We start from the raw sequence: 23,642 nt of genomic DNA on the forward strand, positions 1-23,642 counted from the left end.
TAGCGTTACTCTCAAACACAGGTCAGTGTTCTGTTTTCCGTTAGTATCATATCTACAGGTATATCATAGGAATCATGCGGCAAAGCAGTTGGCACGACTTGAAATGACATGGCAAGGGACACTGATTTCATTTCCCGGGACATGTCATCTTCTTGAATCAGGCCACTTAGAAAACGATCATAGTAACCCCCACCGTAACCAATCCGAAAACCTTGTTGATCGAATACCAAGCCAGGCACAATGATGAGATCCAATTGATGAACGTCTAACGGTTGAGCAATATTAGGATCGGGTTCTGGTATACCGTAAAATAAGCCAGTCAAATCAGCTTCAGACTCGACCTTGGAGAATAAAAGCTGCTTTTTATCAGGCTCGCACTTGGGTAAGTATATGTGCTTCCCCTCTGCCCAACCCCTTTTCATAATATCCTGTGTATTAACTTCTTTATTAACGGCATAATACAGGGCTACGTGTTGGCTATTGATCCAAACTGGGTGAGTAAATAAACGATGATGAATATCCGCACACTTTTCCTGCCATTGGCTATGTGACATCGCCTCTCGTTTTTGTAGCATCTTCTTGCGCCACGTTTTTTTATCTATGTATGTCATTGCTCTCATCCTTTTGAAATGCATCCATTACTGTTATGTTACCGCTTTTTCATTTGTTTGTCACCAAAAGTACAGCACCTAATATACTGTAGTAGAGAAGACTCGGGGTTGGACTTTAACACGCCAACAACGTAAGCAGCTTGAGATCAGTAATAAGGAACGAAGTGTCTCTACCAGTGGATAATCGACGGCTTGGACTGGAAAAAGAGAGTGGTTCCCACTCTCTTTTAACTGTTTCCTAACCAAACGTATGTCCTATTGCCAAAGGTTTACCGTTTGTACAAGCATCCCTCTATGCTATCCTCCGATATGCGACATTTCCACTTTTTTCGTTTTCTTGTTGGTTCGTGTTTGTTTGACTCTATCAACAGAGTACTGATCGTGACGCTGCCCCCAAATGTCTCTGATATAAGTAGCGATCATTTGATCTGAATCTTGGCTTCTAAGGCGTGATCTTAAATCATAACCGGAGGATGCGAATAAACACGTGTACATTTTCCCTTCCGCCGACACGCGAGCTCGCGTACAAGTAGAACAGAAGGCTTCTGTTACAGAAGAAATAAACCCAATTTCTGTGTTGGTCCCTTTGTAACGATATCGATTCGCTACTTCTCCATAATAATGAGGTTCTACTGCCTCAAGTGGGTACTGTTGATCAATGATCTGTACGATATCACGGCTAGGGTAGACATGATCAAGCTTCCAGCCGTTTGTATTACCCACATCCATATACTCAATGAAACGTAAAGTATGGCCTTTGTCTTTGAAGTATTTAGCCATCGGAAGGATATCTTGGTCATTTTTTCCTTTTTGTACCACCATATTAATCTTGATACCTAAACCCGCTTGTTCTGCAGCCTCAATACCGTCAAGCACTGTCTGCACAGCATAACCTCGCCCATTCATGTCAGCAAAACGGTCTTCATCTAGACTATCCAGTGATATTGTTACGCGGTTAAGACCCGCTTGTGCAAGGCCATGGGCATACTTCGTTAGTAAAGAACCGTTTGTTGTCATGGCTATATCTTTTACGCCAGGTATTTGATTGATCATATGGATCAGGTTGGGTAGTTCACGCCTCATGAGCGGTTCTCCACCTGTTATTCTTATTTTTTCAACCCCAAGTGATACGAAAACCTTACTTAAACGGGTTAGCTCTTCAAAACTTAATAACTGGTTCTGAGGTAAGAATGGGTAATCTGGTCCGAATATTTCAGCCGGCATACAGTATTGGCACCTAAAGTTACACTTGTCGGTCACAGATAATCTCAAATCACGGAGTGGACGGTTCAATTGATCTTTTGGTTTTTGGTGCTCCATCTTCCACTCTCCCCTCACCTTTTCCATCAGTGTATCATATGATAAAGCCCATTGTCTTTAACCAAGCCTGTAATAAAAAAGACGACCCGATAGTAAACTACCGGGCCGTCTTCTTTTAATATAGATTTAACTTAAACAATTACTGAGCTGATCCACCAAGTTGTTGCTCAGCCACTTGTACTAAGCGTTTTGTAATTTCTCCACCTACTGAACCGTTAGCACGAGAAGTTGTGTCGGCTCCTAGTTGTACACCGAACTCTTGAGCAATCTCAAACTTCATTTGGTCTAGAGCTTGAGATACTCCTGGTACTAGTAATTGGTTGCTGTTGTTGCTTCTGTTTTGTTGTGCCATGACAATAATTCCTCCTTATTCTCACTTTTTTCAAGCCAGTTGTTTACTATCCATGTTGTGTAAACACCTGACCCCCACTGATTAGTGGATTCTTAATATTTGATATCGAAGGAGGTTTTATTCATTGATCCATTAAAAAATTTTAAATGAGAACGATAGGAGGAATATTTAGACTAGCAAAGACGTGTCATTCAGCTTTTTTTAAGCGTGGAATAAATTTATGATTTGTGACTCTAAATCCTTCGTTGGCTATGTTGGTCAAAACTTCATCAACATTGTCCGCTTGTACTTTGACAATAATACGTTCTAAATTAGCGACAGACAAATCAAATTGAACGATACTAACGATGTTAGAGCCTGTATCCGATATGGCTTTAGCTAACCTGGCCAGTTGTCCTTTCACGTCAATGGCTACGACCTCAATCAGATAGCCATCTTGGTTATAACCAAAAGCAGACTCAAACGCTTCAAATATTTTATTTCTTGTTACGATGCCTAGAAAACGGTGATCTTGATCTAGGACAGGTAAAAAATGAATATCCATCTTCTCCATTTTTAGAATCACTTCAATAAAATCTGTGTGTTTCTCTATAGATTGTATCTTATAGCTCACGAGGGGGCGAATTTCAGCTTTAAGGAATTCGTCCTTTTCGACTTCGTTATAGAAAAACGCCTCATACAGCTTTACTTCGTGAATCACACCTACAAAATGATTCTGTTCACTGACAACGGGTAATGTCTTATAGGAACCTTTTTGCATGAGTTCTAAGGTATGTTGCACTGAATCGCCTTCTTTGACGAAATCAAGCTTACTCAGTGGCACCATATACACCGTGGCATTCATGGAACTCTCCTCCTTTTTCCCCTAGACTAAATTTCATTATATTAATTTTGTGTATACTTTATGTTCGATGACAAGTTCTGTTTTCCTTTTATTTTTAAAGAATATTGATAAAAAGACAGGTGAGACACCAATATAGGTGAAATTGACATTATTCAATACAACTCCAGTGTATGAATTAAGTTTATTAAACATACGATACGCACATATGACATATTGATAAAGTGTAAGCTTGTATCATGAATAAGGGGGGACCTTATGCCTAACATTTCTCGTCTACGAACATATCTTCGTCATATACCAAAAGAGGACAACAATTTTCTGCTCCATCGTTATGTATTGATCATCCTTCTGATGACTTATAGTGCCATGGCTCTAATGGGTTTATCCCCTATTCAGGCACAAGAAATAACATCACGTGCAACAGAAACAAGTCAGAACACCGCTCTTATAAAAGATGTTAGCGTGACAAAGGCCAAAGACAATACCTACAAAATTCGTGGATGGGTCAGTGCTGATGTTCACACGCTCTACTACACGCTTGATGATGGACATGATATTCTACTTGCTGATAAAATCACAGACTTACAACAAACGTCAAGCACTCATGAACATGATTCTGGGTATCCGTTCACTTATGAAGTTCACTTTTCAGAGAATGTAATCAATACAAGCAACTTAACGTTCAATTTGGTTTTATCTCCTTCAGAAGAGGGATTTAACTCTCCCGATCAATACGTACATGTGACAATGCCAAAATCATCACCGCAATAATTTTCTCAACCATAAAAAAAGGTTGGAACACATAATCACTGTTCCAACCTTTTTACGTATAGAGGTTTTGTTCTCTCAAAACTAGATAACCGTTGAAGAGTTTCACTTGTGAGTGTGTTGAGGTTAAGCCCTCGACCGATTAGTATTCGTCAGCTTCACGTGTCACCACGCTTCCACCTCGAACCTATCTACCTCATCATCTATAAGGGGTCTTACTACCTTGACGGTATGGGAAATCTCATCTCGAGGGGGGCTTCACGCTTAGATGCTTTCAGCGCTTATCCCTTCCACACTTAGCTACCCAGCTATGCTCCTGGCGGAACAACTGGTACACCAGCGGTGTGTCCATCCCGGTCCTCTCGTACTAAGGACAGCTCCTCTCAAATTTCCTGCGCCCGCGACAGATAGGGACCGAACTGTCTCACGACGTTCTGAACCCAGCTCGCGTACCGCTTTAATGGGCGAACAGCCCAACCCTTGGGACCTACTTCAGCCCCAGGATGCGATGAGCCGACATCGAGGTGCCAAACCTCCCCGTCGATGTGGACTCTTGGGGGAGATTAGCCTGTTATCCCCAGGGTAGCTTTTATCCGTTGAGCGATGGCCCTTCCATGCGGAACCACCGGATCACTAAGCCCGACTTTCGTCCCTGCTCGACTTGTAGGTCTCGCAGTCAAGCTCCCTTGTGCCTTTACACTCTGCGAATGATTTCCAACCATTCTGAGGGAACCTTTGGGCGCCTCCGTTACTGTTTAGGAGGCGACCGCCCCAGTCAAACTGCCCACCTGACACTGTCCTCCACCCGGATCACGGGCGTGAGTTAGAATTCCAATACCGTTAGGGTGGTATCCCACCAATGCCTCCACCGAACCTAGCGGTCCGGTTTCTCTGGCTCCCACCTATCCTGTACAAACGATACCAGAATCCAATATCAGGCTACAGTAAAGCTCCATGGGGTCTTTCCGTCTTGTCGCGGGTAACTCGCATCTTCACGAGTAGTATGATTTCACCGGGTCTCTCGTTGAGACAGTGCCCAAGTCGTTACGCCTTTCGTGCGGGTCGGAACTTACCCGACAAGGAATTTCGCTACCTTAGGACCGTTATAGTTACGGCCGCCGTTTACTGGGGCTTCGGTTCAAAGCTTCTCCTAATGGATAACTCATCCCCTTAACCTTCCAGCACCGGGCAGGCGTCAGCCCCTATACTTCGCCTTGCGGCTTCGCAGAGACCTGTGTTTTTGCTAAACAGTCGCTTGGGCCTTTTCACTGCGGCTCTCTCAGGCTATACACCCGAAAGAGCACCCCTTCTCCCGAAGTTACGGGGTCATTTTGCCGAGTTCCTTAACGAGAGTTCTCCCGAGCGCCTTAGGATTCTCTCCTCATCTACCTGTGTCGGTTTACGGTACGGGCACCTTATCGCCTCGCTAGAGGCTTTTCTTGGCAGTGTGAGATCGGGGACTTCGCTACTGCTATTTTCACTCGCCATCACAGCCCAGCCTCATGAAGCGCGGATTTGCCTACGCTTCGGCCTCACTGCTTGGACGTGCACTTCCCGTCGCACGCTCTCCCTACCCTCCTGCGTCACCCCATCACTCAGACGGCTTAAGGTGGTACAGGAATATCGACCTGTTATCCATCGTCTACGCCTTTCGGCCTCGACTTAGGTCCCGACTAACCCTGAGCGGACGAGCCTTCCTCAGGAAACCTTAGATTTTCGGCGGACAAGATTCTCACTTGTCTTTTCGCTACTCACACCGGCATTCTCACTTCTAAGCGCTCCACCAGTCCTTCCGGTCTGGCTTCAAGGCCCTTAGAACGCTCCCCTACCACAGTGTCGTCTTCACTTCCCCTTCGAAGTGATCGTTTAGCTAAAAAGCATTTAGCCAAACCCAGCCATCCCACATCTTAAAAAAAACATAAATGTTGGGTTTGGCGAATGTGCCTTCACTATATTGCCTTCAAAGAAGTAGTGAAGACGACACGATCCATAGCTTCGGTGGTATGTTTAGCCCCGGTACATTTTCGGCGCAGAGTCACTCGACCAGTGAGCTATTACGCACTCTTTAAATGATGGCTGCTTCTAAGCCAACATCCTGGTTGTCTAAGCAACTCCACATCCTTTCCCACTTAACATACACTTTGGGACCTTAGCTGATGGTCTGGGCTGTTTCCCTCTCGACTACGGATCTTAGCACTCGCAGTCTGACTCCCGGATTAAAGTATCTGGCATTCGGAGTTTGACTGAATTCGGTCACCCGGTAGGGGCCCCTAGTCCAATCAGTGCTCTACCTCCAATACTCATCATCCGAGGCTAGCCCTAAAGCTATTTCGGGGAGAACCAGCTATCTCCGTGTTCGATTGGCATTTCACCCCTACCCACACCTCATCCCCGCATTTTTCAACATGCGTGGGTTCGGGCCTCCATTCAGTGTTACCTGAACTTCACCCTGGACATGGGTAGATCACACGGTTTCGGGTCTACGACGACGTACTGTACGCCCTATTCAGACTCGCTTTCGCTGCGGCTCCGTTTTCCCAACTTAACCTTGCACGTCATCGTAACTCGCCGGTTCATTCTACAAAAGGCACGCCGTCACCCATAAAACGGGCTCCGACTAATTGTAGGCACACGGTTTCAGGTTCTATTTCACTCCCCTCCCGGGGTGCTTTTCACCTTTCCCTCACGGTACTGGTTCACTATCGGTCGCTAGGGAGTATTTAGCCTTGGGAGATGGTCCTCCCGGATTCCGACGGGGTTTCACGTGTCCCGCCGTACTCAGGATCCGTCCCGGAGGGACGAAAGTTTCGGCTACGTGGCTGTTACACTCTTTGGCCAATCGTTCCAGATTGCTTCGCCTACTCTCGTCCTTTCTCACTCCAATGGAACGTCCTACAACCCCAACACGCTAGCGCGTTGGTTTGGGCTGTTCCCGTTTCGCTCGCCGCTACTCAGGGAATCGCTTTTGCTTTCTCTTCCTCAGGGTACTGAGATGTTTCAGTTCCCCTGGTCTGCCTTCTCATCTCCTATAGATTCAGAGATGGATACTACCCGATGAGGGGCAGTGGGTTTCCCCATTCGGAAATCCCCGGATCGATGCTTACTTACAGCTCCCCGAGGCATATCGGTGTTCGTCCCGTCCTTCTTCGGCTCCTAGCGCCAAGGCATTCACCGTGCGCCCTTCGTAGCTTAACCTACAAAGAGATCCTCGCACTCTCTATTGGGTATCTTGCGATACCCGGTGAAACTCTTCTTCAATGTTATCTAGTTTTCAAAGAACATAGTTTTGAGGTTATCAAAACCCTCTAAACTGAACAAAGTGTCAAATCGTGAACCGACGGCCCTTACTGGATAAAGCTATAGTCTGTAAAGACACCATATAAACGAGGTGATCCAGCCGCACCTTCCGATACGGCTACCTTGTTACGACTTCACCCCAATCCTCTGTCCCACCGTAGGCAGCTGGCTCCATAGGTTACCTCACCGACGTCGGGTGTTACAGACTCTCGTGGTGTGACGGGCGGTGTTTACAAGACCCGGGAACGTATGCACCGCGGCATGCTGAGCCGCGATTACTAGCAATTCCGACTTCATACAGGCGAGTTGCAGCCTACAATCCGAACTGAGAACAGCTTTTTGGGATTGGCTCCACCTCGCGGCTTCGCTACCCGTTGTACTGTCCATTGTAGCACGTGTGTAGCCCAGGACATAAGGGGCATGATGATTTGACGTCATCCCCACCTTCCTCCGGTTTGTCACCGGCAGTCACCTTAGAGTGCCCAACTGAATGCTGGCAACTAAGATTAAGGGTTGCGCTCGTTGCGGGACTTAACCCAACATCTCACGACACGAGCTGACGACAACCATGCACCACCTGTCACCGATGTCTCCGAAGAGAACCCTCTATCTCTAGAGGTAGCATCGGGATGTCAAGTCCTGGTAAGGTTCTTCGCGTTGCTTCGAATTAAACCACATGCTCCACTGCTTGTGCGGGTCCCCGTCAATTCCTTTGAGTTTCAGCCTTGCGGCCGTACTCCCCAGGCGGAGTGCTTATTGTGTTAACGTCGGCACTAAAGGTATCGAAACCTCTAACACCTAGCACTCATCGTTTACGGCGTGGACTACCAGGGTATCTAATCCTGTTTGATCCCCACGCTTTCGCGCCTCAGCGTCAGTTACAGGCCAGAAAGTCGCCTTCGCCACTGGTGTTCCTCCACATCTCTACGCATTTCACCGCTACACGTGGAATTCCACTTTCCTCTCCTGCACTCAAGTCCCCCAGTTTCCAATGACCCTCCACGGTTGAGCCGTGGGCTTTCACATCAGACTTAAGAGACCGCCTGCGCGCGCTTTACGCCCAATAATTCCGGACAACGCTTGCCCCCTACGTATTACCGCGGCTGCTGGCACGTAGTTAGCCGGGGCTTTCTCGTCAGGTACCGTCAAGGTACCGCCTTGTTCAAACGGTACTTGTTCTTCCCTAACAACAGAGTTTTACGATCCGAAAACCTTCATCACTCACGCGGCGTTGCTCGGTCAGGCTTTCGCCCATTGCCGAAGATTCCCTACTGCTGCCTCCCGTAGGAGTCTGGGCCGTGTCTCAGTCCCAGTGTGGCCGATCACCCTCTCAGGTCGGCTACGCATCGTTGCCTTGGTGAGCCTTTACCTCACCAACTAGCTAATGCGCCGCAGGCCCATCCGTAAGTGGTAGCCTAAGCCACCTTTCAGCTGGGGATCATGCGATCCCTAGCATCATCCGGTATTAGCCCCGGTTTCCCGGAGTTATCCCCGTCTTACGGGCAGGTTGCCTACGTGTTACTCACCCGTCCGCCGCTAGATCCACTGTCGTCCACCCGAAGGCTTCTGTCAGTTTCACTCGCTCGACTTGCATGTATTAGGCACGCCGCCAGCGTTCGTCCTGAGCCAGGATCAAACTCTCCAAATAAAATTTACGATTTGTAATCGCTTAGTTGCACTTGTGCTGATGATTCAATCAACGAAGGAATCGCTTCAAGTGCAATTAATTTGTTTCAACGGCTGATTTCTCAGCGTTGAGATCCTGTTTTGTCGGACCCATTGGTTTCCCTGCTTATGATTAACACATCTTCGTCACTCGAGCTGCGCTCAAAGGTGACTCCGAAGCGCTAATTATAAGCTGGATAAAGAATGGTATGCACGCTTGACATTGCTTTGTTCAGTTTTCAAGGTTCTGACGCCCATGGATGGACAAGCATCTGTGTTGTCACAGGACGTGATGGTGTTAGCAGATGTTCCTTTTAGTTATCAGCTAAAAATCGGTGTCGCAACAATGTGTTGCCTCATTAGCTGATATTTTGTGTTTCTTGTTGTTAAGACAACCGCGCTTTTCGCGGCGACAAAAACCATCATAACATAGCAGGTTGATGTGCGTCAACAACTTTTTTAAATTAAATTATGGTGGGCCTAAGTGGACTCGAACCACCGACCTCACGCTTATCAGGCGTGCGCTCTAACCAGCTGAGCTATAGGCCCACAATGGAGCGGGTGATGGGAATCGAACCCACGACATCAGCTTGGAAGGCTGAGGTTTTACCACTAAACTACACCCGCAAAAGCAAAGCAAGTTATAATATTGTATTTGGCGTTCTAAATAAAAGATAGCCTAAAAAATTAAAAACAAATATATGGTGCGGGTGAAGGGAGTCGAACCCCCACGCCCGAAGGCACTAGATCCTAAGTCTAGCGCGTCTGCCAGTTCCGCCACACCCGCATATATAAATGGTGAGCCATGAAGGATTCGAACCTTCGACCCTCTGATTAAAAGTCAGATGCTCTGCCAGCTGAGCTAATGGCTCACATAAATGGCTGGGCTAGCTGGATTCGAACCAGCGCATGACGGAGTCAAAGTCCGTTGCCTTACCACTTGGCTATAGCCCATCAAAAAAGTCATGGGGCGACTAGTGGGAATCGAACCCACGAGTGTCGGAGCCACAATCCGATGCGTTAACCACTTCGCCATAGCCGCCATAATGGTGGAGGGGGAGAGATTCGAACTCCCGAACCCAGAGGGAGCGGATTTACAGTCCGCCGCGTTTAGCCACTTCGCTACCCCTCCAAATAAATAAACTTGTCAAAACACTTCATGATATTAACACGGATTGACGGTGTTGTCAAAAAGTAAATATTTATGTTGTATTCGTTGAAGCGACAATGAATAATATAACATCCTCTGAAAGAAAAATCAAGGGTAAATAAAAAGAAACTTCAGCCCTTGCTAAAGTTTCTTTTAACCAAGATTTCTTACGTTTTTTCTGAGTCTTAAAGTTACTTATCCTTATCACTCACATTGAGTATATCAGGCCTCTCCCTCTTAAGTGGGACTGGAGATCTGAATAGTACTTGTAACATTGCTTTTCCATTAAAAGGGATGAACGGCCAAAGATACGGTGCATTGAGCGTTTTTGTTGAGGTCAGGGTGATCAACCAAAATAGGATTGAAACCACAAGGCCCCATATTCCGAAAAATGCACCTGCCAGTAAAAAGAATATCCTGAATAACCGATTCGCTAAACTGAGCTCATAACTCGGTGTGGCAAAAGTACTCGTAGCCGCTATCGCTACATACAGTATGACTTCATAAGAGAATAATCCCACTTCAATGGCGACTTCACCGATCAGTATTGCTGCCACTAGCCCCAACGCTGTGGCCAATGCATTAGGCGTGTGTATGGCAGCCATCCGTAATACTTCAAGCCCCACCTCAGCTATGAGAAACTGCCAGATAAGTGATACGTGTCCGACTTTTTCTGGTCCGATGAACTGCCATCGTTCAACTAGGAGTTCAGTATTCGTGGCATATATGTACCATAATGGAAGAAGAAATAAAGATGCCAGTACCGCTGCGAATCGAACCCATCTTAGGAATGCACCGACGAGTGGTTTCTGCCGATACTCTTCAGCATGCTCTAAATGCTGCCAGAACGTCGTAGGGCATATCATCACACCGGGTGTACCATCAACCACGATCAGTACGTGTCCTTCAAGAAGATGTGTACTAGCCGTATCTGGCCTCTCAGTATACCTTACAACTGGGTAGGGGTTAAGATGCCGACCAAATATATACTCTTCGATCGTCTTCTCCCCCATCGATAAGCCATCAGGTTCTATGTTCTGTAGACCTTTTTTTATTCTTTTGACTAATTCCTTGTCTACAATGCTATCAACATACGAAACGACAATATCGGTCTTGGACCGTCTCCCCACTTGCAAATAATCCATAACTAAGGAGCGATCACGTATTCTTCTACGTATAAGTGCTGTATTAAAGACTAACGTTTCAACAAAACCGTCTCTAGGTCCACGAACAACCCGCTCAGTATCTGGCTCATCTGGGGAGCGTACAGGATAAGTTCTGACATCTAATAAAATAGCCGTATCTGTATCTTCAATGATAAAAGCGGCTTGCCCTGATAACACCTGCTTAATAACATTCTCTATGTCTTGTGTTGTTTCCACTTCTATGTAAGGAATTTTCTTTTGCATCAAAACGTCTATAGGGTCATGTCTTAAATCCCTAGGTTCTAGACGACCAAGATCACGCATGATCTGTAACATCACATCATCTTTGGTAAAACCATCAACGAAGAATAAACCAAACTTACGGTCGGCATAAACGAGCTTATGATGAATCACATCAAAGCTATCGTCTACACGCAAGGCTTTCTGTAAGTACGCTATATTTTCTTCGAAGCTCTTAGACACCGGGCGTTTCGTTGCCATCACAAAACAACTCCTTCCATACTTCCCTTAGTATGCAAGGAGTTGTTTTAAATCATGCAACATCACAAAAAATGCTGTACTATAGCAGTTATTTTTAGAATTTATTCCTCTTCTTTTACTCCAAAGTAAGATTCTAAGATTTCTCTGGCTATAATTCGAGCATGAGGACTTCGTTCACCGCCAGACCACGTTTCTTGAGACTTAGGCACGACACTGGCGAAAGCAATCTGAGGGTTATCAGCTGGTGCATAACCCACAAACAATGTATTGTTGAGGTCACGATCTTCTGTTTGGGCTGTCCCCGTTTTACCGGCCACCTTCACTTTAAAGTCGGCAAAATCTGACGCTGTACCACCAGGTTCCGTCACCATTTCCATGCCTTGCTGCATCATTTCAATGTGTTCATCACTCATATCGATCCGATTTAATACTTTTGGTTCACGACGTGTGACGACTTGGCCGAGTTCATCTTCGGAAGTGGCCTCTCGACGTATCTCTTTGACCAAATACGGTTGCATGCGATACCCACCATTAGCTATGGTCGAAACATACTGTGCTAATTGTAAAGGGGTATAGTTATGATACTGTCCGATCATGTAGTCTACTAATAAGCCTGGAAGCTCTCGACTACTCTTATAACCGTCAAATTCTACGCCATTAGGCAAGTCAATCCCCGTCTCGACGCCCAAGCCGAATTGTGAAAAGTAATTATAGGCCGTATCAAAGGCTTGGCTTAAGCCCACCTCGTTGATAAGTCTTAGTCCAATTCTGAACATATAGACATTGGATGATTGCTGAATGGCTTGATAGGCATTGACCGGGCCTAAGTTTTTCCATGAACTTTTTCTAATATTTCCTATTGTTATTTCTGTATCGTTGATACGTTCAGTTTCAGTCACAAGCCCCTCATGTAATCCCATCAACGTTGTCGCCATTTTGACAGTTGAACCTGATGCGAAAGACGTTCTCCCCGCACCGACTGTGCGAACGTCGTTAGACATGCCTAATATTTCGCCTGTATGAGGGTCCATGGCCACGAAAAAAGCGTCATTGACATTATCAAAGTCTTCTTTTAGTTTCTGTATACTCTCTTCGATGGCTTGTTGTAACTCTAAGTCGATGGTAAGTACAAGGTCATTTCCTCTCTGGCCTGGTGTGAGCTCAGGTTCTCCTAAAGGACGCTGCTGACGGTCAACAGGGATCTCAATGGTGCCTTCCGTCCCTCTTAGCTGTTCTTCATAATGCTCCTCGAGGTAACTTCGACCGACCTTCTCGTTCATCCGATACCCTCTAGAGGCGTAGTACCCCCAATCTTCTGCAGAAATGTTCCCTACACTTCCTAAGAAGCTTTTGAACAGGTTATCGTAGCGATATTCTCGTTCAGGGTCAACAATGACGTCAATGCCTGGTAAGCTTTCAAGGTTTTCTTGAATTTGAGATACTTCTTTGAATGTGAGTCCTCTTTTTATGGTATGACTTAGACCCTCATTTCTAGCTAACCTCGCTTTGATATCTTCAGGTTCCATATCAATATGCTGCGCCAAGTTTTGAGCGAGTACTTCGATTTCAAGGTTATTGATATTGAAGGTTTCTGTATAGGTTAAAGTGTACACGGGGGTATTATAAACAAGTACCTCTCCGTTACGGTCCAGCATCCATCCTCGTGGTGCCTCAACAGAAATACGTTGGGCATTTTGCCTTTCCGTCATTTCTCGATACTCTTCCCCATGTACGATTTGCAGGAAACCTAATCTAAAAACTAAGGCTGAAAAGAGAACAAAAGTCACTAAAAATAATATATTTAATCTAAATGATAACGATTTGGGTGTTTTTTTCTGCTGCAAGACAACCACCTCTTAGTCATAATTTCCTCGAACGAGATATACGAGATATCCTGTCATAGGATACTTTCTCGTTCTTAAGTTTCATTCTCTTCAAGCTTAGAGATATCTCGGTTTGAACCGATGACGACCAGTAAATCCCCTTTTTTAATGATGTCTTCAGCTCGCGGGGAGATGTTCAGGTGGTCTTCAGACTTAATAGCCATGATGTTACAACCGTATTTGGCCCGAATATCTAAATCGAGAAGTGTCTTTCCAACCATCTTTTCACTGGCGATAATCTCCACTAAACTATGATCCTGGGATAGCTCTATAAATTCAAGTACATTTTCTGATATTAGATTATGGGCAAACCGAACACCCATATCCCGTTCCGGATGAATGACCTTAGTGGCGCCAATCTTGGAGAGCACCTTCTCATGATAATCATTTTGGGCCTTTACCGTGATATAGGGTACTTCTAGGTCCTTCAGTATCAGGGTTGTTAAGATGCTAGCTTGAATATTTTCTCCAATCGCAACGATGACGTGGTCAAAGTTACGGACACCTAATTCTCTTAGTGCTTGTTCATCGGTTGTATCACACCGAATCGCTTGTGTAGCAATTGAAGCAAAGTCGTTAATCCGTTCTTCCTGTATATCAATAGCTAAAACTTCATGTCCTATTTCCGCTAATGTTTGGCATATACTTCCACCAAATCGTCCTAAACCAATAACTGCAAATTGCTTCTTCAACTTATATTCATCCCCTTTACAAATATTTTACCTTTGGAAAGGGGAATTGCCAAGTAAGAAGAATGTTTAATTAAAAAAGGAAAACCCTCATAGCATGTATGGCTAAATGAGGGATTAGTCTTCCATCTTTATTTTGCGAATGAAAAAGTAAATGAGTATTTGAACATGACCCAAAAAGAGTATAAAATACGGAAGCGCTTTTTTCTCATCAAACAAGGTCATTATCAGCATAAAGAGCAGGATACTGATAATGCGCCCTATATTAACAAATATTTCTCTTCCAACAACGTATTCGATTCGCCAATCAGCGGCGTTTTTTGCTTTGCCAATAACATCATAGGTCATGGACACAAAAGGGACGATTAAGATAGGGTAAGCAATTGATGCGATTACACCGTAGATCATTAATTTTGTAAAGGTTAGGTTAAAAGCAATAATCCAAACAGCCAAACCTAATATGATAGATCCAAACAGGACAGATCTTATTCTAAACTTCTTGGAGAGAAAGCGTCCTGTGATGTAATAAAAAATAAAGGCGACTGTTGAAGTGACCAAGCTAAAAGTCCCTAAAGCCAGTTCATTACCGGCCGCAACAAATACCCAAATCGTAATCAAAAAAAGAAAGGACCCTTCTCTAAGCCCTTGGGCAAGATTGCCGAGTAGAATGCCACGCCAATTTGGCCCAATATTTTTTAAGCGAATGACATTCTTTAAAACAAATTTTCCTTCGGCTGAACGACGCTTTAGAAAAAAACTCAGAATAACAGCAATCACAAAAAAACCTAAAGATAAAGCGAATATGAGGGTGTAGCCTTTCAAGTTTTCCATCTTAGTGATAATTAATCCCGCTAAAAAAGGGCCAATCATCCCTGCAAAGGACCCTAATAAACCGAAAAAACCATTAAATATGTCTCGGGTGTCAGGCTCCGTAATCTCAAACGTCAGTACATTAAAGGCTAACCAATAAAAGCCAAACCCTATTCCTAATAAAACCCCAAGCAGTATTACAAACTTTGTGGCTAAAGTTCCAAGCAAGAGCACGACTAGATAGAATATGGAGAGAAAAAATACCCCTAACCTTAACACAATGATGCGGTCGACCTGTTTCGCCCACCGCCCAGCGATTATAAAAACTAATGGCTGGGCAATGACAATGAAAAGGTTAAACAATGCAATCGTGATGTAATCATTTTGTTGTTTCCATATATAGACGTTCACAAACGTATTAGATAATGCGGTGCTGAGTGCATATAACCCCCCGATAAAAAGCAGTAATTTTAATTCTCTGCTTATTTCAACGTTCCCGAAGAAAAATTTGTGTAGGGTATGTGTTTGCATTTTACGATGGTGCATGCTTTCTCTCCTTTCCCGAAGAGTCAGCTTTATTTTCTCCAATCCTCCCCCTTTTCTATGCAAATAAAAAGACCCGAGGCAGGGCCTCAAGTCTTTTAATACGGTGAAAAAGAAAAGTTATTTTAAGGAAATTATTTTTCTAGGGTTTTCGTTTTAAAGCGAGCTTACTTCGCTGCTTCAAATCGCTTGTTTACTTCATCCCAGTTAATCACGTTAAAGAAAGCAGACACGTAATCAGGGCGCTTGTTCTGATATTTTAGGTAATAGGCGTGTTCCCAAACATCAACGCCTAGTAAAGGTGTCTTGCCTTCAGTAAGTGGGTTGTCTTGGTTTGGTGTGCTAGTGACTTCTAGCTCTCCATTGTTAACGACAAGCCACGCCCAGCCGCTACCAAAACGAGTAAGGGCAGCATTTTTAAATTCTTCTTTGAATTTATCGTAGCTACCGAACTTCTTGTTAATGGCTTCTCCAATAGCACCAGTAGGCTCTCCGCCTCCATTAGGGCTCATGATCTGCCAGAACAATGTATGGTTTGCGTGTCCGCCACCGTTGTTGCGAACAGCACCACGAATCGCTTCAGGTACTGCATTTAAATCTTTAACTAAATCTTCAACAGACTTGCTTTGAAGATCTGCATAGTCGCTTAAAGCGTCGTTTAGCTTGTTAACATAAGTAGCATGGTGTTTGCCATGGTGAATTTCCATTGTTTGTGCATCAATGTGAGGTTCTAGTGCGTCATGAGCATAAGGTAAAGCTGGTAGTTCATGTTTTGCCATCTCTACATTCCTCCTATGTATTTTATATTATTGATCCTACCTGGGAGTCATATCCCAGCCATTGACAATAGACACAACAGGTGGCATCCATAATTCTCCATCCCCTGTTGTAATTCTATTATAACGATAAGATCAATGTTTATCAACATTTTCTAAACATAAATGTTTAATAACTTTATTCATCTGTTTGTTCATCCTCTATCAGTTGAACGAGTATACGGGTACCGTTGACTTCACTGACTTTTAGTCTGGACCCTTTCTTAATCCATGTACCCTGAGTCACAGCACTATATGTTTTTCCTCCGACCTTAACCGTCCCACTTGGTCGAAAATCTGTTAGGGCCTCTCCCTCTAACCCAATAAGTTGTTTATATTCATCAGATAGTGAGTTATACCCTTCCTCACTTGATAAAGTATCCTTGAGGACAAGCTTTGACCACAAATCTCTTCTTGGGAAAAATTTTAAGAAGAGTAAAGCACTTGCTGTTCCAAATATAAAAGCAAACACAATCACCACACCGTAGAGAATAGTCGGTGAAGGTATAGCTAAAGACATTAACATCACGATTAAACCTAATCCACCCAAGGTTCCGTCGCCAATAAACTTACCATCTAATACCACGAGTGATATCCCTATTATGAATGTAAGCACCATCCATAAGGCCATTCCTTCTTGTATATGTACCATAAAATATGAACTAATCAGTGTAAAGCCGAGTAAACCGAAAATAAAACGCCCTTTGACGAGAACTTCAGCAAATAGGAATAGTGCGCCGAGTAAAACAATTAAGAAACCACCTGCAGGTAACATAATAAACTCAGTTAGAAAATCCATCAATACCCCTCCTTCCCTTTTATTATACTAATACGCTATCGTTTAATAAATGTTTCAATGAAATACTTGTGTCAATCATTAAAAAACCTCTTCTAAACCATTAACCTGCTGGTTCAAAAGAGGTCTTCCCTGTAATCTGAGGCCTATAAATAAGACCTGTTTTCCCATCAACATTAGTCGGTTTATCGGCTAAGAACTAATTCTTTTTGCTCCAAGGTACGTCTTTCTCCAATAACTTGATTTGGCTGCATTGAGTACATGAACACCACGGTTAGGGGTGGCATGGATGATGTATCCTTTCCCCACGTAGATACCTACATGTCCGACTATATTGTCACTGCTATATCTTCCTGGCCAGTTAAAGAACACAAGGTCCCCTCTTTTTAATTCTGAGACTGGGACATATCGACCTTGTTTGGCTTGTTGTCTCGAAGTTCGAGGAATGTAAATCCCGTTGGCCCCAAAGGCGTATTGGGTTAAGGAAGAACAATCAAATTCGGATGTATTGCCTGTTTTTGCACCAAAATCATAAGGCTTTCCACGATACTTGTACGCCGTTCTGACAACATCGTTCGCGTCTGAGCGAGACAGTACGGGTTCATCTTCCTCTTCATTTTCTAATACGTCACTAAAATCCTCGTTTCCTGGAAACCCGAATTCATCTTCCGATAATGTCGTAATGACCAATTGGTTCTCTGCTTCACTTATGTCATACTCATCGCCCATGAGTGCTTGTAAGGAAGTCACAGAAATGAAGGTTAGCCCTTGGTGGTTAAAGACGGGTTCCGGTAGTATCACGGCCTCCCCTTCAGCTTCGGCTTGATTTGAATTTTTCTCTACTCTGTAAATAATATCGGTGTAACCGGCAACAACGTCATTCTCGCGTCGACGCACTTCAAAATTTAAAGTATCGAGTACTGACTCAAATGATACATATCTTAGATTATTTTTTGTCAATGACTCTACTTCCTCAGCTGCTGAATCATCAATGACAACATCTAACTGATCCAAATCATTATTACCTTCAACCTGTTGTTCGTTCTCATCCTGGCCTTGGCCGCGTCCTTTCTGACCTTGCCCTTGACCGCCTTTCCCTTGTTGGTCTTGCTGGCCTTGTCCTTGACCACGTCCCTGTTGGCCTTGTTGACCTTGGCCTTGGCCACCTTGTCCTTGTTGACCTTGGCCACGTCCTTGTTGATTTTGTTGCTGTATAGATGGATCTTGATTTCTTTGACCTTGGCCTAAGTCATTTCCACAACCGACTAATGTCATAACCATGACTAGAAATAGACAGAAAGATCTTTTTACAAGCATATAAAAATCACCCTTTCGTAAGAACCTTTTTCAAACTCTTCTGAGTCATCTTAGGTTCTGTAAAAAAGAGTGATTTCATCCTAAAATTTTTTATGTTGTTTCTACAGTGGTTACTGCTTCACGTTCTTGTTATTTTCCTTTGAGGATTGAAGGTGAGCTTCGTTCACTTCCATGATGATTGGAATAATCATAGGCCTTCTTTGAATTTTTTTATAGATAAACGGTGCAATTTGGTCTATGACTTGTGATTTGATGTTGGCCCAACTTCTCACTTTTTGATCCATAAGGTCTTGTACCAAAGACTTAACTCTTGACTCTGTTTCTTTGATAAGGTCTGTCGATTCACGGACAAAGATAAATCCGCGTGAAATGACGTCTGGTCCTGATAATAATCGGAAGTTTTTCATGTCAATGGTCATGACAATGACAATAAGGCCATCATCGGAAAGTTTCATTCTATCACGTAGCACAATATTACCCACATCCCCCACTCCATGACCATCTACAAGAAGTGAACCGGATGGAATCTTATCTCCGAGGTATGCATTTTCTCTCGTCATATTTAACACGTCGCCATTTTCTAGTAAGAAGCAGTTATCCCCTTTCACGCCAACTTCCTGTGCAATCTCACTATGCTTGGCCAACATCCGATACTCACCATGGATGGGAATAAAATACTTCGGTTTTAGAAACTGCAACATCAGTTTTTGATCTTCCTGACTACCGTGTCCCGAAGCGTGAATATCAAAGCCCTTTCCATATATCACATCTGCACCTAAACGGAACAGTTGGTCAATGATACGGTTCACATTAAGTGTGTTCCCTGGAATAGGAGAAGAAGAGAACACGACAGTGTCATTCGGTGTCAACTGGATATGACGATGTTGCCCTCTCGCAATTCTTGCTAAGACGGCCATCTGCTCTCCCTGACTTCCCGTACAGATGATCACGAGTTTGTGGTCAGGTATACGATTAACCTCGTCCCCTTCCACTAGTGTGCCTTTAGGTACTCTTATATAGCCTAACTCCTGTCCAATCTGGAAGACTTTCTCCATACTACGTCCAAAAACGGCGATTTTACGGTTGTGGTGTACGGCTGCTTCAACGACCTGTTGGAGACGATACACATTGGAGGCAAAAGTGGCAAATAAAATTCTGCCGCTCGTTTTCTGAAATACGTCTAATAAAGAGGCACCTACTTTTTGCTCCGACCCCGTATAACCTGGACGTTCACTATTGGTACTATCAGAAAGAAGCGCGAGCACACCCTTGTCTCCTAATGCTGCTAATTTGGCGTAGTCCGTACTATTGGCTACTGGAGAAAAGTCGAATTTAAAGTCACCTGTATGAACGATCGGGCCCTCTGGTGTATGGACCACAACACCGATTGAATCAGGAATACTGTGGTTCGTCCTGAAACAGCTCACAGCCAGGTGTTTGAACTTAATCATATCCTTGTTTGTAAAAGGCAATAGCTTTGTTGATCGTAACAATCCATTTTCCTCAAGCTTAGCCCTTACAAGCCCAAGTGTTAAACGCTCTCCATACAGGGGTACGTTTATTAATTTGAGGATATAGGGTAAGCCACCAATATGATCCTCATGTCCGTGCGTTAGGAAAATGCCTTTTACTTTATGCTGATTTTCAACCAAATAATTAATATCTGGAATAATGAGATCAATCCCTGGCATGTCTTCTTCAGGGAACTTGAGCCCACTATCAATCACTACAATTTCATCTTTGTACTCAATGGCGTACATGTTTTTTCCGATCTCGTCGAGTCCGCCTAGAGCGAACACTTTCACTGTATCTTTTTTCACATTCTCAACTCCAAGTTTAAAAATTCGTCTGTTCCGTCATTATTTCTCATTATACTTTAAAACGCATCACATTTGTAGTTTTTCCATAACGCCTATATTTCTAGTTAAAGCGCACATCCGCCTCCACGCATACATATTTTTATGTAGAAGGGCTTTCAATGAAGGGAGGAATAAGATGCGAAAAACCAAAAAAAGTCGATACGGTCAACAAATAGGATTCTTACAAGGTCAATCTCCCGGTTCTTTTCCTCCAGGTCAAGGGGGACCCCCCCAATCTTTCACGGGCATGGGACCTAGGCCTCCGTTTCCAGGTCATCCTGGTGGTTCCTTCGGCGGGCCGTTTGCAGGACCTGGTGGATCAGGAGGCACTCCCCCGGGATTAGGTGGCTTATTACAGGGTCTAACGGGAGGGAGTGGTACACTAGACATCCCAGGCCTGTTGTCAAATGCCCAAAAACTGATCGGCGCAGTTAATCAAGCGGGTGAAGTAGCCAAAAATATTAGTCCCATGGTGCAACTTCTTAAAAATTTTAACCTTGAGGATTTATCTTTAGATGATGATGAAGAAGACGATACGATACAGGAGGAAGATTCCTCGGAAAGCAAAAAGAAATCACCCAAAAGAAAAAGAGCGAAAACAAATAAAAGGAAAATGAAAAAGCGTAAAAAAAGAGCAACGAAGGCCAAACGTAAAAAAGATTAATGGAGGAGATCGTTATGGGCTTTTTATTTGGAGGAGGAGCACGTCCTCGTTATCCCAACCAGTACCCAACGATGCCACAGCAACCTAATCAATATCCGCAACAATACCCACACCAAACGTTTCCTATACAACCACAATATCCAGTTTATCCACAAAATCAGCACAGTACACTTCATCCAGGTACGATGTATTACCCTGACCCTGATGCTTATCCATATCAATATGATCATAGTAATTATGGGTACCTCAATCCTATGTGGAACTACCAACAATATAACCCTTATCAGCAGATGCCCATTCCTCATCAACCATACATCTACGAAGATCCCACAACGGAATACAGATATCCGGAGTATGTTGGGAAGCAAAAATGTATTGAAAAATAAAACATAATAAGATAATTGCGTTAAAAAAAAGGCGTACACCCATAAGATGGTATACGCCCTTTTTTTATATTACGTGATTATAATTTACGTAACACTTCGAATAGTTCTTCGTTATCCGGTTGTTCCCCAATTGGGTGAACATCGATAAATTGGACAATACCTTCTTTATCGATGATGATAAGAGCACGTTCAGATGCACCATAAGCGGGTTCATCTTTGTTCGTGCGGAATACACCGAACTTTTCAGATACTTCTCCATGTGGATAGAAGTCCGCTAGTAATGGATAAGAAATACCACCGATAGACTTTTGCCATGCGTTATGGCTGTGTACACTGTCAACGCTAATACCCAAAACTTGGGTATCATACTCTTCAAAACGAGGAAGATCGTCCTCGTATGAAGGCATTTGCGCTCCTCAGACAGGTGTCCAATCTAGTGGATAGAATGCGATAAATACGTTTTTCTTGCCTTGGTAATCAGACAATGAAACGGTACGATCGCCAGTGGCTTGTAGTGTAAAGTCAGGCGCTTTGTCGCCAACTTTTAGTGTTCTTGTTTCTGTTGCACCTTTTGGCATCGTATACCTCCTCCTTTTGCTTGAGTATGTAAGACGAGGTTTGGGCTCGTCTATTTAAATATTATACTATGCTCATAGCAAATTACAAACATTTAGCTTATAAAATTTATTATATACTAATTTTAAAAATGTACTCAATATTCAAACAACGTAAAAAGGTGATTCAAACAAAGTAGAAAAGGTTAATCAAAGTTTAACCCATAGGCTACTATGAGACGATGCTTGACCCATCGCCTGTTGATCAAGGATAATAGTATGAGGTAGATTTGGGAGGGTGCACATGGATACAACATATATACATTTGATCGGTCAGCCTTTTAGTCGGTTGCAACAAACTATGAGCTATCCCCCTATAAATGAGCACTCGTTTACGTCACGTGATTATGCTCACATTCGTTCATTGTTATCATCCGTGCCATCTGACACTCAAAGGTTATTTAAAAAGTTATGTCGCTTAATTAAACATGGCTCCATAGATGAAATAACAGAGCATCGACATGGGCTTACCGTAACGTTATGCGTGTGCCACAAGAGGGAACAATATAACATTGAGATGTACTTGTCCTATCATAAATGGGCATGGCAGTTTAAGGCTATTCATTTTACAGGTAAGCAACTCATTCCTACACAGCAACGCGTGCTGACTTATGCTACACTGGTGTTTTGTACACTTCTTCTCATATGGTTATGGTCAAATGACTCAATCATACACACTTTTCATGGTGAACAGGTTATAGGTTATGATGACAGCGAACGCGACCAACCAAACGTGACTAACCATGACGAAAAGAGCCCCCCTAATCAGGAAGACACTGAGAATGAAAATGTTTGGCAGAGTCAGCTGCCTGAGTTTTTACATACATATACACATAGGCAAGCACGTGTCGTTGAAAACTCATCTTCTATGGATGGGAAAGAAAAAGAAAACCTCGAACATGAACGCCACACAACCCACAACAGGGCCAATGGCATTCAGATTACGATACTACCTGGTATGAACAGTCAGGAAGTAGCTGAGCTTTTAGCAGAAAAAGGATTAGCCAGAAGTGTTGAAGAGATACAGGAGCTCTTTATTACATTACAAGTCCAAGATAAAATAAGGGTAGGTACTTATACATTTGAAGAAACAGAGACCTATATGGACATTATCGAGCGCTTACAAGAAGGACAATAGTCTTAACAGTAACGTATAAGCGAAAGGATGAAGGTTATGAAGATTCTAGCTATTACTGGAAGCATGAATACGGAGTCAAAGACAAAACTCGCAACGGATATCGTGGTTAACGCCGCAAAGCAAGAAGACGTGCAGGTGGAGCACATCCATTTGGCGCATTTCCCTTTACCCGTCTTCGACTGCCGCGATGATCGGGCAACTTATCCTGAAAACGTCCATACCTTTACTCGTAAGGTGGATGAAGCCGATGGTCTTATTTTAGCGTCACCTGAGTATCACGGAAGTATATCTGGCGCTCTAAAGAATGCTTTAGATTTTATTGATGGTAGAAACATGGAAGGTAAGGTTGTCGCTATTTTAGGAGCTGCAGGTGGGGGCTTTGGTGCAACGAATACCGTTAATACACTTCAGCAAATTTGTCGAAATCTGCATGCATGGCCGCTGCCTTCGAGTCCGAGTGTGCCAAGATCTTATG

The 23,642-nt window shown here is 43.7% G+C and carries 18 protein-coding genes, 7 tRNA genes and 2 rRNA genes; 5 read left to right on the forward strand and 22 right to left on the reverse strand.

Translation table 11 applies throughout. From position 1 onward, the window contains the following. Positions 1–11 precede the first annotated feature (11 nt). From JKM87_RS14450 to JKM87_RS14465, 4 genes are all read right to left on the reverse strand, one after another. Positions 12–611 (reverse strand): 5-formyltetrahydrofolate cyclo-ligase, encoded by a 600-nt coding sequence (locus JKM87_RS14450; RefSeq protein WP_202081078.1) that lies wholly within the window; start codon positions 609–611, stop codon positions 12–14. A gap of 297 nt (positions 612–908) precedes the next feature. Further along, positions 909–1,931 (reverse strand): GTP 3',8-cyclase MoaA, encoded by a 1,023-nt coding sequence (moaA, locus tag JKM87_RS14455; RefSeq protein WP_236838848.1) that lies wholly within the window; start codon positions 1,929–1,931, stop codon positions 909–911. 139 nt (positions 1,932–2,070) lie between these two features. Next, the gene (locus tag JKM87_RS14460) at positions 2,071–2,283 is read right to left on the reverse strand and encodes an alpha/beta-type small acid-soluble spore protein (protein ID WP_202081080.1); all 213 of its coding nucleotides are present in this window, start codon (positions 2,281–2,283) and stop codon (positions 2,071–2,073) included. Positions 2,284–2,470: 187 nt separating this feature from the next. Further along, on the reverse strand, positions 2,471–3,127 hold the full coding sequence (locus JKM87_RS14465) for a CBS domain-containing protein (protein WP_202081081.1): 657 nt from the start codon (positions 3,125–3,127) through the stop codon (positions 2,471–2,473). Between the two features lie 255 nt (positions 3,128–3,382). Between JKM87_RS14465 and JKM87_RS14470 the strand changes: the two genes are divergently transcribed. Next, positions 3,383–3,898: a hypothetical protein gene (locus tag JKM87_RS14470; protein ID WP_202081082.1), complete on the forward strand. Its 516-nt coding sequence runs from the start codon at positions 3,383–3,385 to the stop codon at positions 3,896–3,898. A 119-nt stretch (positions 3,899–4,017) separates the two neighbouring features. Here JKM87_RS14470 and JKM87_RS14475 read toward each other — a convergent pair. The 17 genes from JKM87_RS14475 to rnjA all read right to left on the reverse strand — a co-directional run bounded on the left by JKM87_RS14475 (position 4,018) and on the right by rnjA (position 20,326). Continuing rightward, positions 4,018–7,090, reverse strand: a 23S ribosomal RNA gene (locus tag JKM87_RS14475). Between the two features lie 186 nt (positions 7,091–7,276). Next, positions 7,277–8,840, reverse strand: a 16S ribosomal RNA gene (locus JKM87_RS14480). Together the 16S and 23S rRNA genes with 7 tRNA genes alongside form the textbook arrangement of a ribosomal RNA operon. 489 nt (positions 8,841–9,329) lie before the next feature. Beyond that, positions 9,330–9,406: transfer RNA gene (locus JKM87_RS14485), tRNA-Ile, on the reverse strand. A gap of 4 nt (positions 9,407–9,410) precedes the next feature. Continuing rightward, a tRNA-Gly gene (locus JKM87_RS14490) sits at positions 9,411–9,484 on the reverse strand. Between the two features lie 75 nt (positions 9,485–9,559). Further along, positions 9,560–9,644 (reverse strand) — tRNA-Leu (locus JKM87_RS14495). A 9-nt stretch (positions 9,645–9,653) separates the two neighbouring features. Beyond that, positions 9,654–9,729, reverse strand: a tRNA-Lys gene (locus JKM87_RS14500). A 7-nt stretch (positions 9,730–9,736) separates the two neighbouring features. Further along, a tRNA-Gln gene (locus JKM87_RS14505) sits at positions 9,737–9,811 on the reverse strand. Positions 9,812–9,823: 12 nt separating this feature from the next. Continuing rightward, a tRNA-His gene (locus JKM87_RS14510) sits at positions 9,824–9,899 on the reverse strand. A 5-nt stretch (positions 9,900–9,904) separates the two neighbouring features. Beyond that, a tRNA-Tyr gene (locus tag JKM87_RS14515) sits at positions 9,905–9,989 on the reverse strand. A gap of 209 nt (positions 9,990–10,198) precedes the next feature. Next, positions 10,199–11,653: a spore germination protein gene (locus JKM87_RS14520; protein WP_202081083.1), complete on the reverse strand. Its 1,455-nt coding sequence runs from the start codon at positions 11,651–11,653 to the stop codon at positions 10,199–10,201. Between the two features lie 101 nt (positions 11,654–11,754). After that, positions 11,755–13,497 (reverse strand): peptidoglycan D,D-transpeptidase FtsI family protein, encoded by a 1,743-nt coding sequence (locus JKM87_RS14525; RefSeq protein ID WP_202081084.1) that lies wholly within the window; start codon positions 13,495–13,497, stop codon positions 11,755–11,757. A 74-nt stretch (positions 13,498–13,571) separates the two neighbouring features. Next, positions 13,572–14,228, reverse strand: a complete 657-nt coding sequence (locus JKM87_RS14530; RefSeq protein ID WP_202081085.1) for a potassium channel family protein — start codon at positions 14,226–14,228, stop codon at positions 13,572–13,574. A 114-nt stretch (positions 14,229–14,342) separates the two neighbouring features. Beyond that, positions 14,343–15,581: an MFS transporter gene (locus JKM87_RS14535; protein ID WP_202081086.1), complete on the reverse strand. Its 1,239-nt coding sequence runs from the start codon at positions 15,579–15,581 to the stop codon at positions 14,343–14,345. Positions 15,582–15,745: 164 nt separating this feature from the next. Further along, positions 15,746–16,357, reverse strand: coding sequence for a superoxide dismutase (locus JKM87_RS14540; RefSeq protein WP_202081087.1), 612 nt, complete (start codon positions 16,355–16,357; stop codon positions 15,746–15,748). Between the two features lie 175 nt (positions 16,358–16,532). Next, complete coding sequence (locus JKM87_RS14545; RefSeq protein ID WP_202081088.1) at positions 16,533–17,192, reverse strand: NfeD family protein; 660 nt, start codon at positions 17,190–17,192, stop codon at positions 16,533–16,535. 189 nt (positions 17,193–17,381) lie between these two features. Further along, entirely contained in the window at positions 17,382–18,470 is a 1,089-nt protein-coding gene (locus JKM87_RS14550; protein ID WP_202081089.1) for a C40 family peptidase, read from the reverse strand. Between the two features lie 146 nt (positions 18,471–18,616). Then, the gene (rnjA, locus tag JKM87_RS14555; RefSeq protein ID WP_336885189.1) at positions 18,617–20,326 is read right to left on the reverse strand and encodes a ribonuclease J1; all 1,710 of its coding nucleotides are present in this window, start codon (positions 20,324–20,326) and stop codon (positions 18,617–18,619) included. A 175-nt stretch (positions 20,327–20,501) separates the two neighbouring features. On the opposite strand from rnjA, the gene vrrA reads away from it, so the two are divergent. Both vrrA and JKM87_RS14565 read left to right on the forward strand, forming a co-directional pair. Next, a complete protein-coding gene (gene vrrA, locus JKM87_RS14560) occupies positions 20,502–21,029 on the forward strand; it encodes a VrrA/YqfQ family protein (RefSeq protein WP_202081090.1) in 528 nt (175 codons plus the stop codon). 14 nt (positions 21,030–21,043) lie between these two features. Further along, entirely contained in the window at positions 21,044–21,415 is a 372-nt protein-coding gene (locus tag JKM87_RS14565) for a hypothetical protein (RefSeq protein WP_202081091.1), read from the forward strand. A gap of 77 nt (positions 21,416–21,492) precedes the next feature. Here JKM87_RS14565 and JKM87_RS14570 read toward each other — a convergent pair whose 3' ends face one another. Beyond that, positions 21,493–21,993 carry a redoxin domain-containing protein gene (locus JKM87_RS14570; RefSeq protein WP_236838849.1) on the reverse strand — a complete coding sequence of 167 codons (501 nt, stop codon included), beginning with the start codon at positions 21,991–21,993 and terminating at the stop codon, positions 21,493–21,495. 280 nt (positions 21,994–22,273) lie between these two features. Here JKM87_RS14570 and JKM87_RS14580 point away from each other — a divergent pair, with 280 nt between their 5' ends. Together JKM87_RS14580 and JKM87_RS14585 are read left to right on the forward strand one after the other, a co-directional pair. Further along, the gene (locus JKM87_RS14580) at positions 22,274–23,167 is read left to right on the forward strand and encodes a hypothetical protein (protein ID WP_202081094.1); all 894 of its coding nucleotides are present in this window, start codon (positions 22,274–22,276) and stop codon (positions 23,165–23,167) included. A gap of 36 nt (positions 23,168–23,203) precedes the next feature. Then, the coding region (locus JKM87_RS14585) for an NADPH-dependent FMN reductase (RefSeq protein ID WP_202081095.1) at positions 23,204–23,642 on the forward strand (439 nt) is incomplete at its 3' end.

The organism is Caldalkalibacillus salinus (assembly GCF_016745835.1).
In the GTDB taxonomy this organism is placed as follows: domain Bacteria; phylum Bacillota; class Bacilli; order Caldalkalibacillales; family JCM-10596; genus Caldalkalibacillus_A; species Caldalkalibacillus_A salinus.

What these genes read in the sequence shown, in the direction of transcription:
- JKM87_RS14540 (WP_202081087.1), bottom strand. Translation starts at nt 16,357, where the DNA reads ATGGCAAAACATGAACTACCAGCTTTACCTTATGCTCATGACGCACTA.
- JKM87_RS14450 (WP_202081078.1), bottom strand. Translation starts at nt 611, where the DNA reads ATGACATACATAGATAAAAAAACGTGGCGCAAGAAGATGCTACAAAAA.
- JKM87_RS14470 (WP_202081082.1), top strand. Translation starts at nt 3,383, where the DNA reads ATGCCTAACATTTCTCGTCTACGAACATATCTTCGTCATATACCAAAA.
- JKM87_RS14550 (WP_202081089.1), bottom strand. Translation starts at nt 18,470, where the DNA reads ATGGTTATGACATTAGTCGGTTGTGGAAATGACTTAGGCCAAGGTCAA.
- JKM87_RS14535 (WP_202081086.1), bottom strand. Translation starts at nt 15,581, where the DNA reads ATGCACCATCGTAAAATGCAAACACATACCCTACACAAATTTTTCTTC.
- vrrA (WP_202081090.1), top strand. Translation starts at nt 20,502, where the DNA reads ATGCGAAAAACCAAAAAAAGTCGATACGGTCAACAAATAGGATTCTTA.
- JKM87_RS14565 (WP_202081091.1), top strand. Translation starts at nt 21,044, where the DNA reads ATGGGCTTTTTATTTGGAGGAGGAGCACGTCCTCGTTATCCCAACCAG.
- moaA (WP_236838848.1), bottom strand. Translation starts at nt 1,931, where the DNA reads ATGGAGCACCAAAAACCAAAAGATCAATTGAACCGTCCACTCCGTGAT.
- JKM87_RS14465 (WP_202081081.1), bottom strand. Translation starts at nt 3,127, where the DNA reads ATGAATGCCACGGTGTATATGGTGCCACTGAGTAAGCTTGATTTCGTC.
- JKM87_RS14545 (WP_202081088.1), bottom strand. Translation starts at nt 17,192, where the DNA reads ATGGATTTTCTAACTGAGTTTATTATGTTACCTGCAGGTGGTTTCTTA.
- JKM87_RS14580 (WP_202081094.1), top strand. Translation starts at nt 22,274, where the DNA reads ATGGATACAACATATATACATTTGATCGGTCAGCCTTTTAGTCGGTTG.
- JKM87_RS14520 (WP_202081083.1), bottom strand. Translation starts at nt 11,653, where the DNA reads ATGGCAACGAAACGCCCGGTGTCTAAGAGCTTCGAAGAAAATATAGCG.
- JKM87_RS14460 (WP_202081080.1), bottom strand. Translation starts at nt 2,283, where the DNA reads ATGGCACAACAAAACAGAAGCAACAACAGCAACCAATTACTAGTACCA.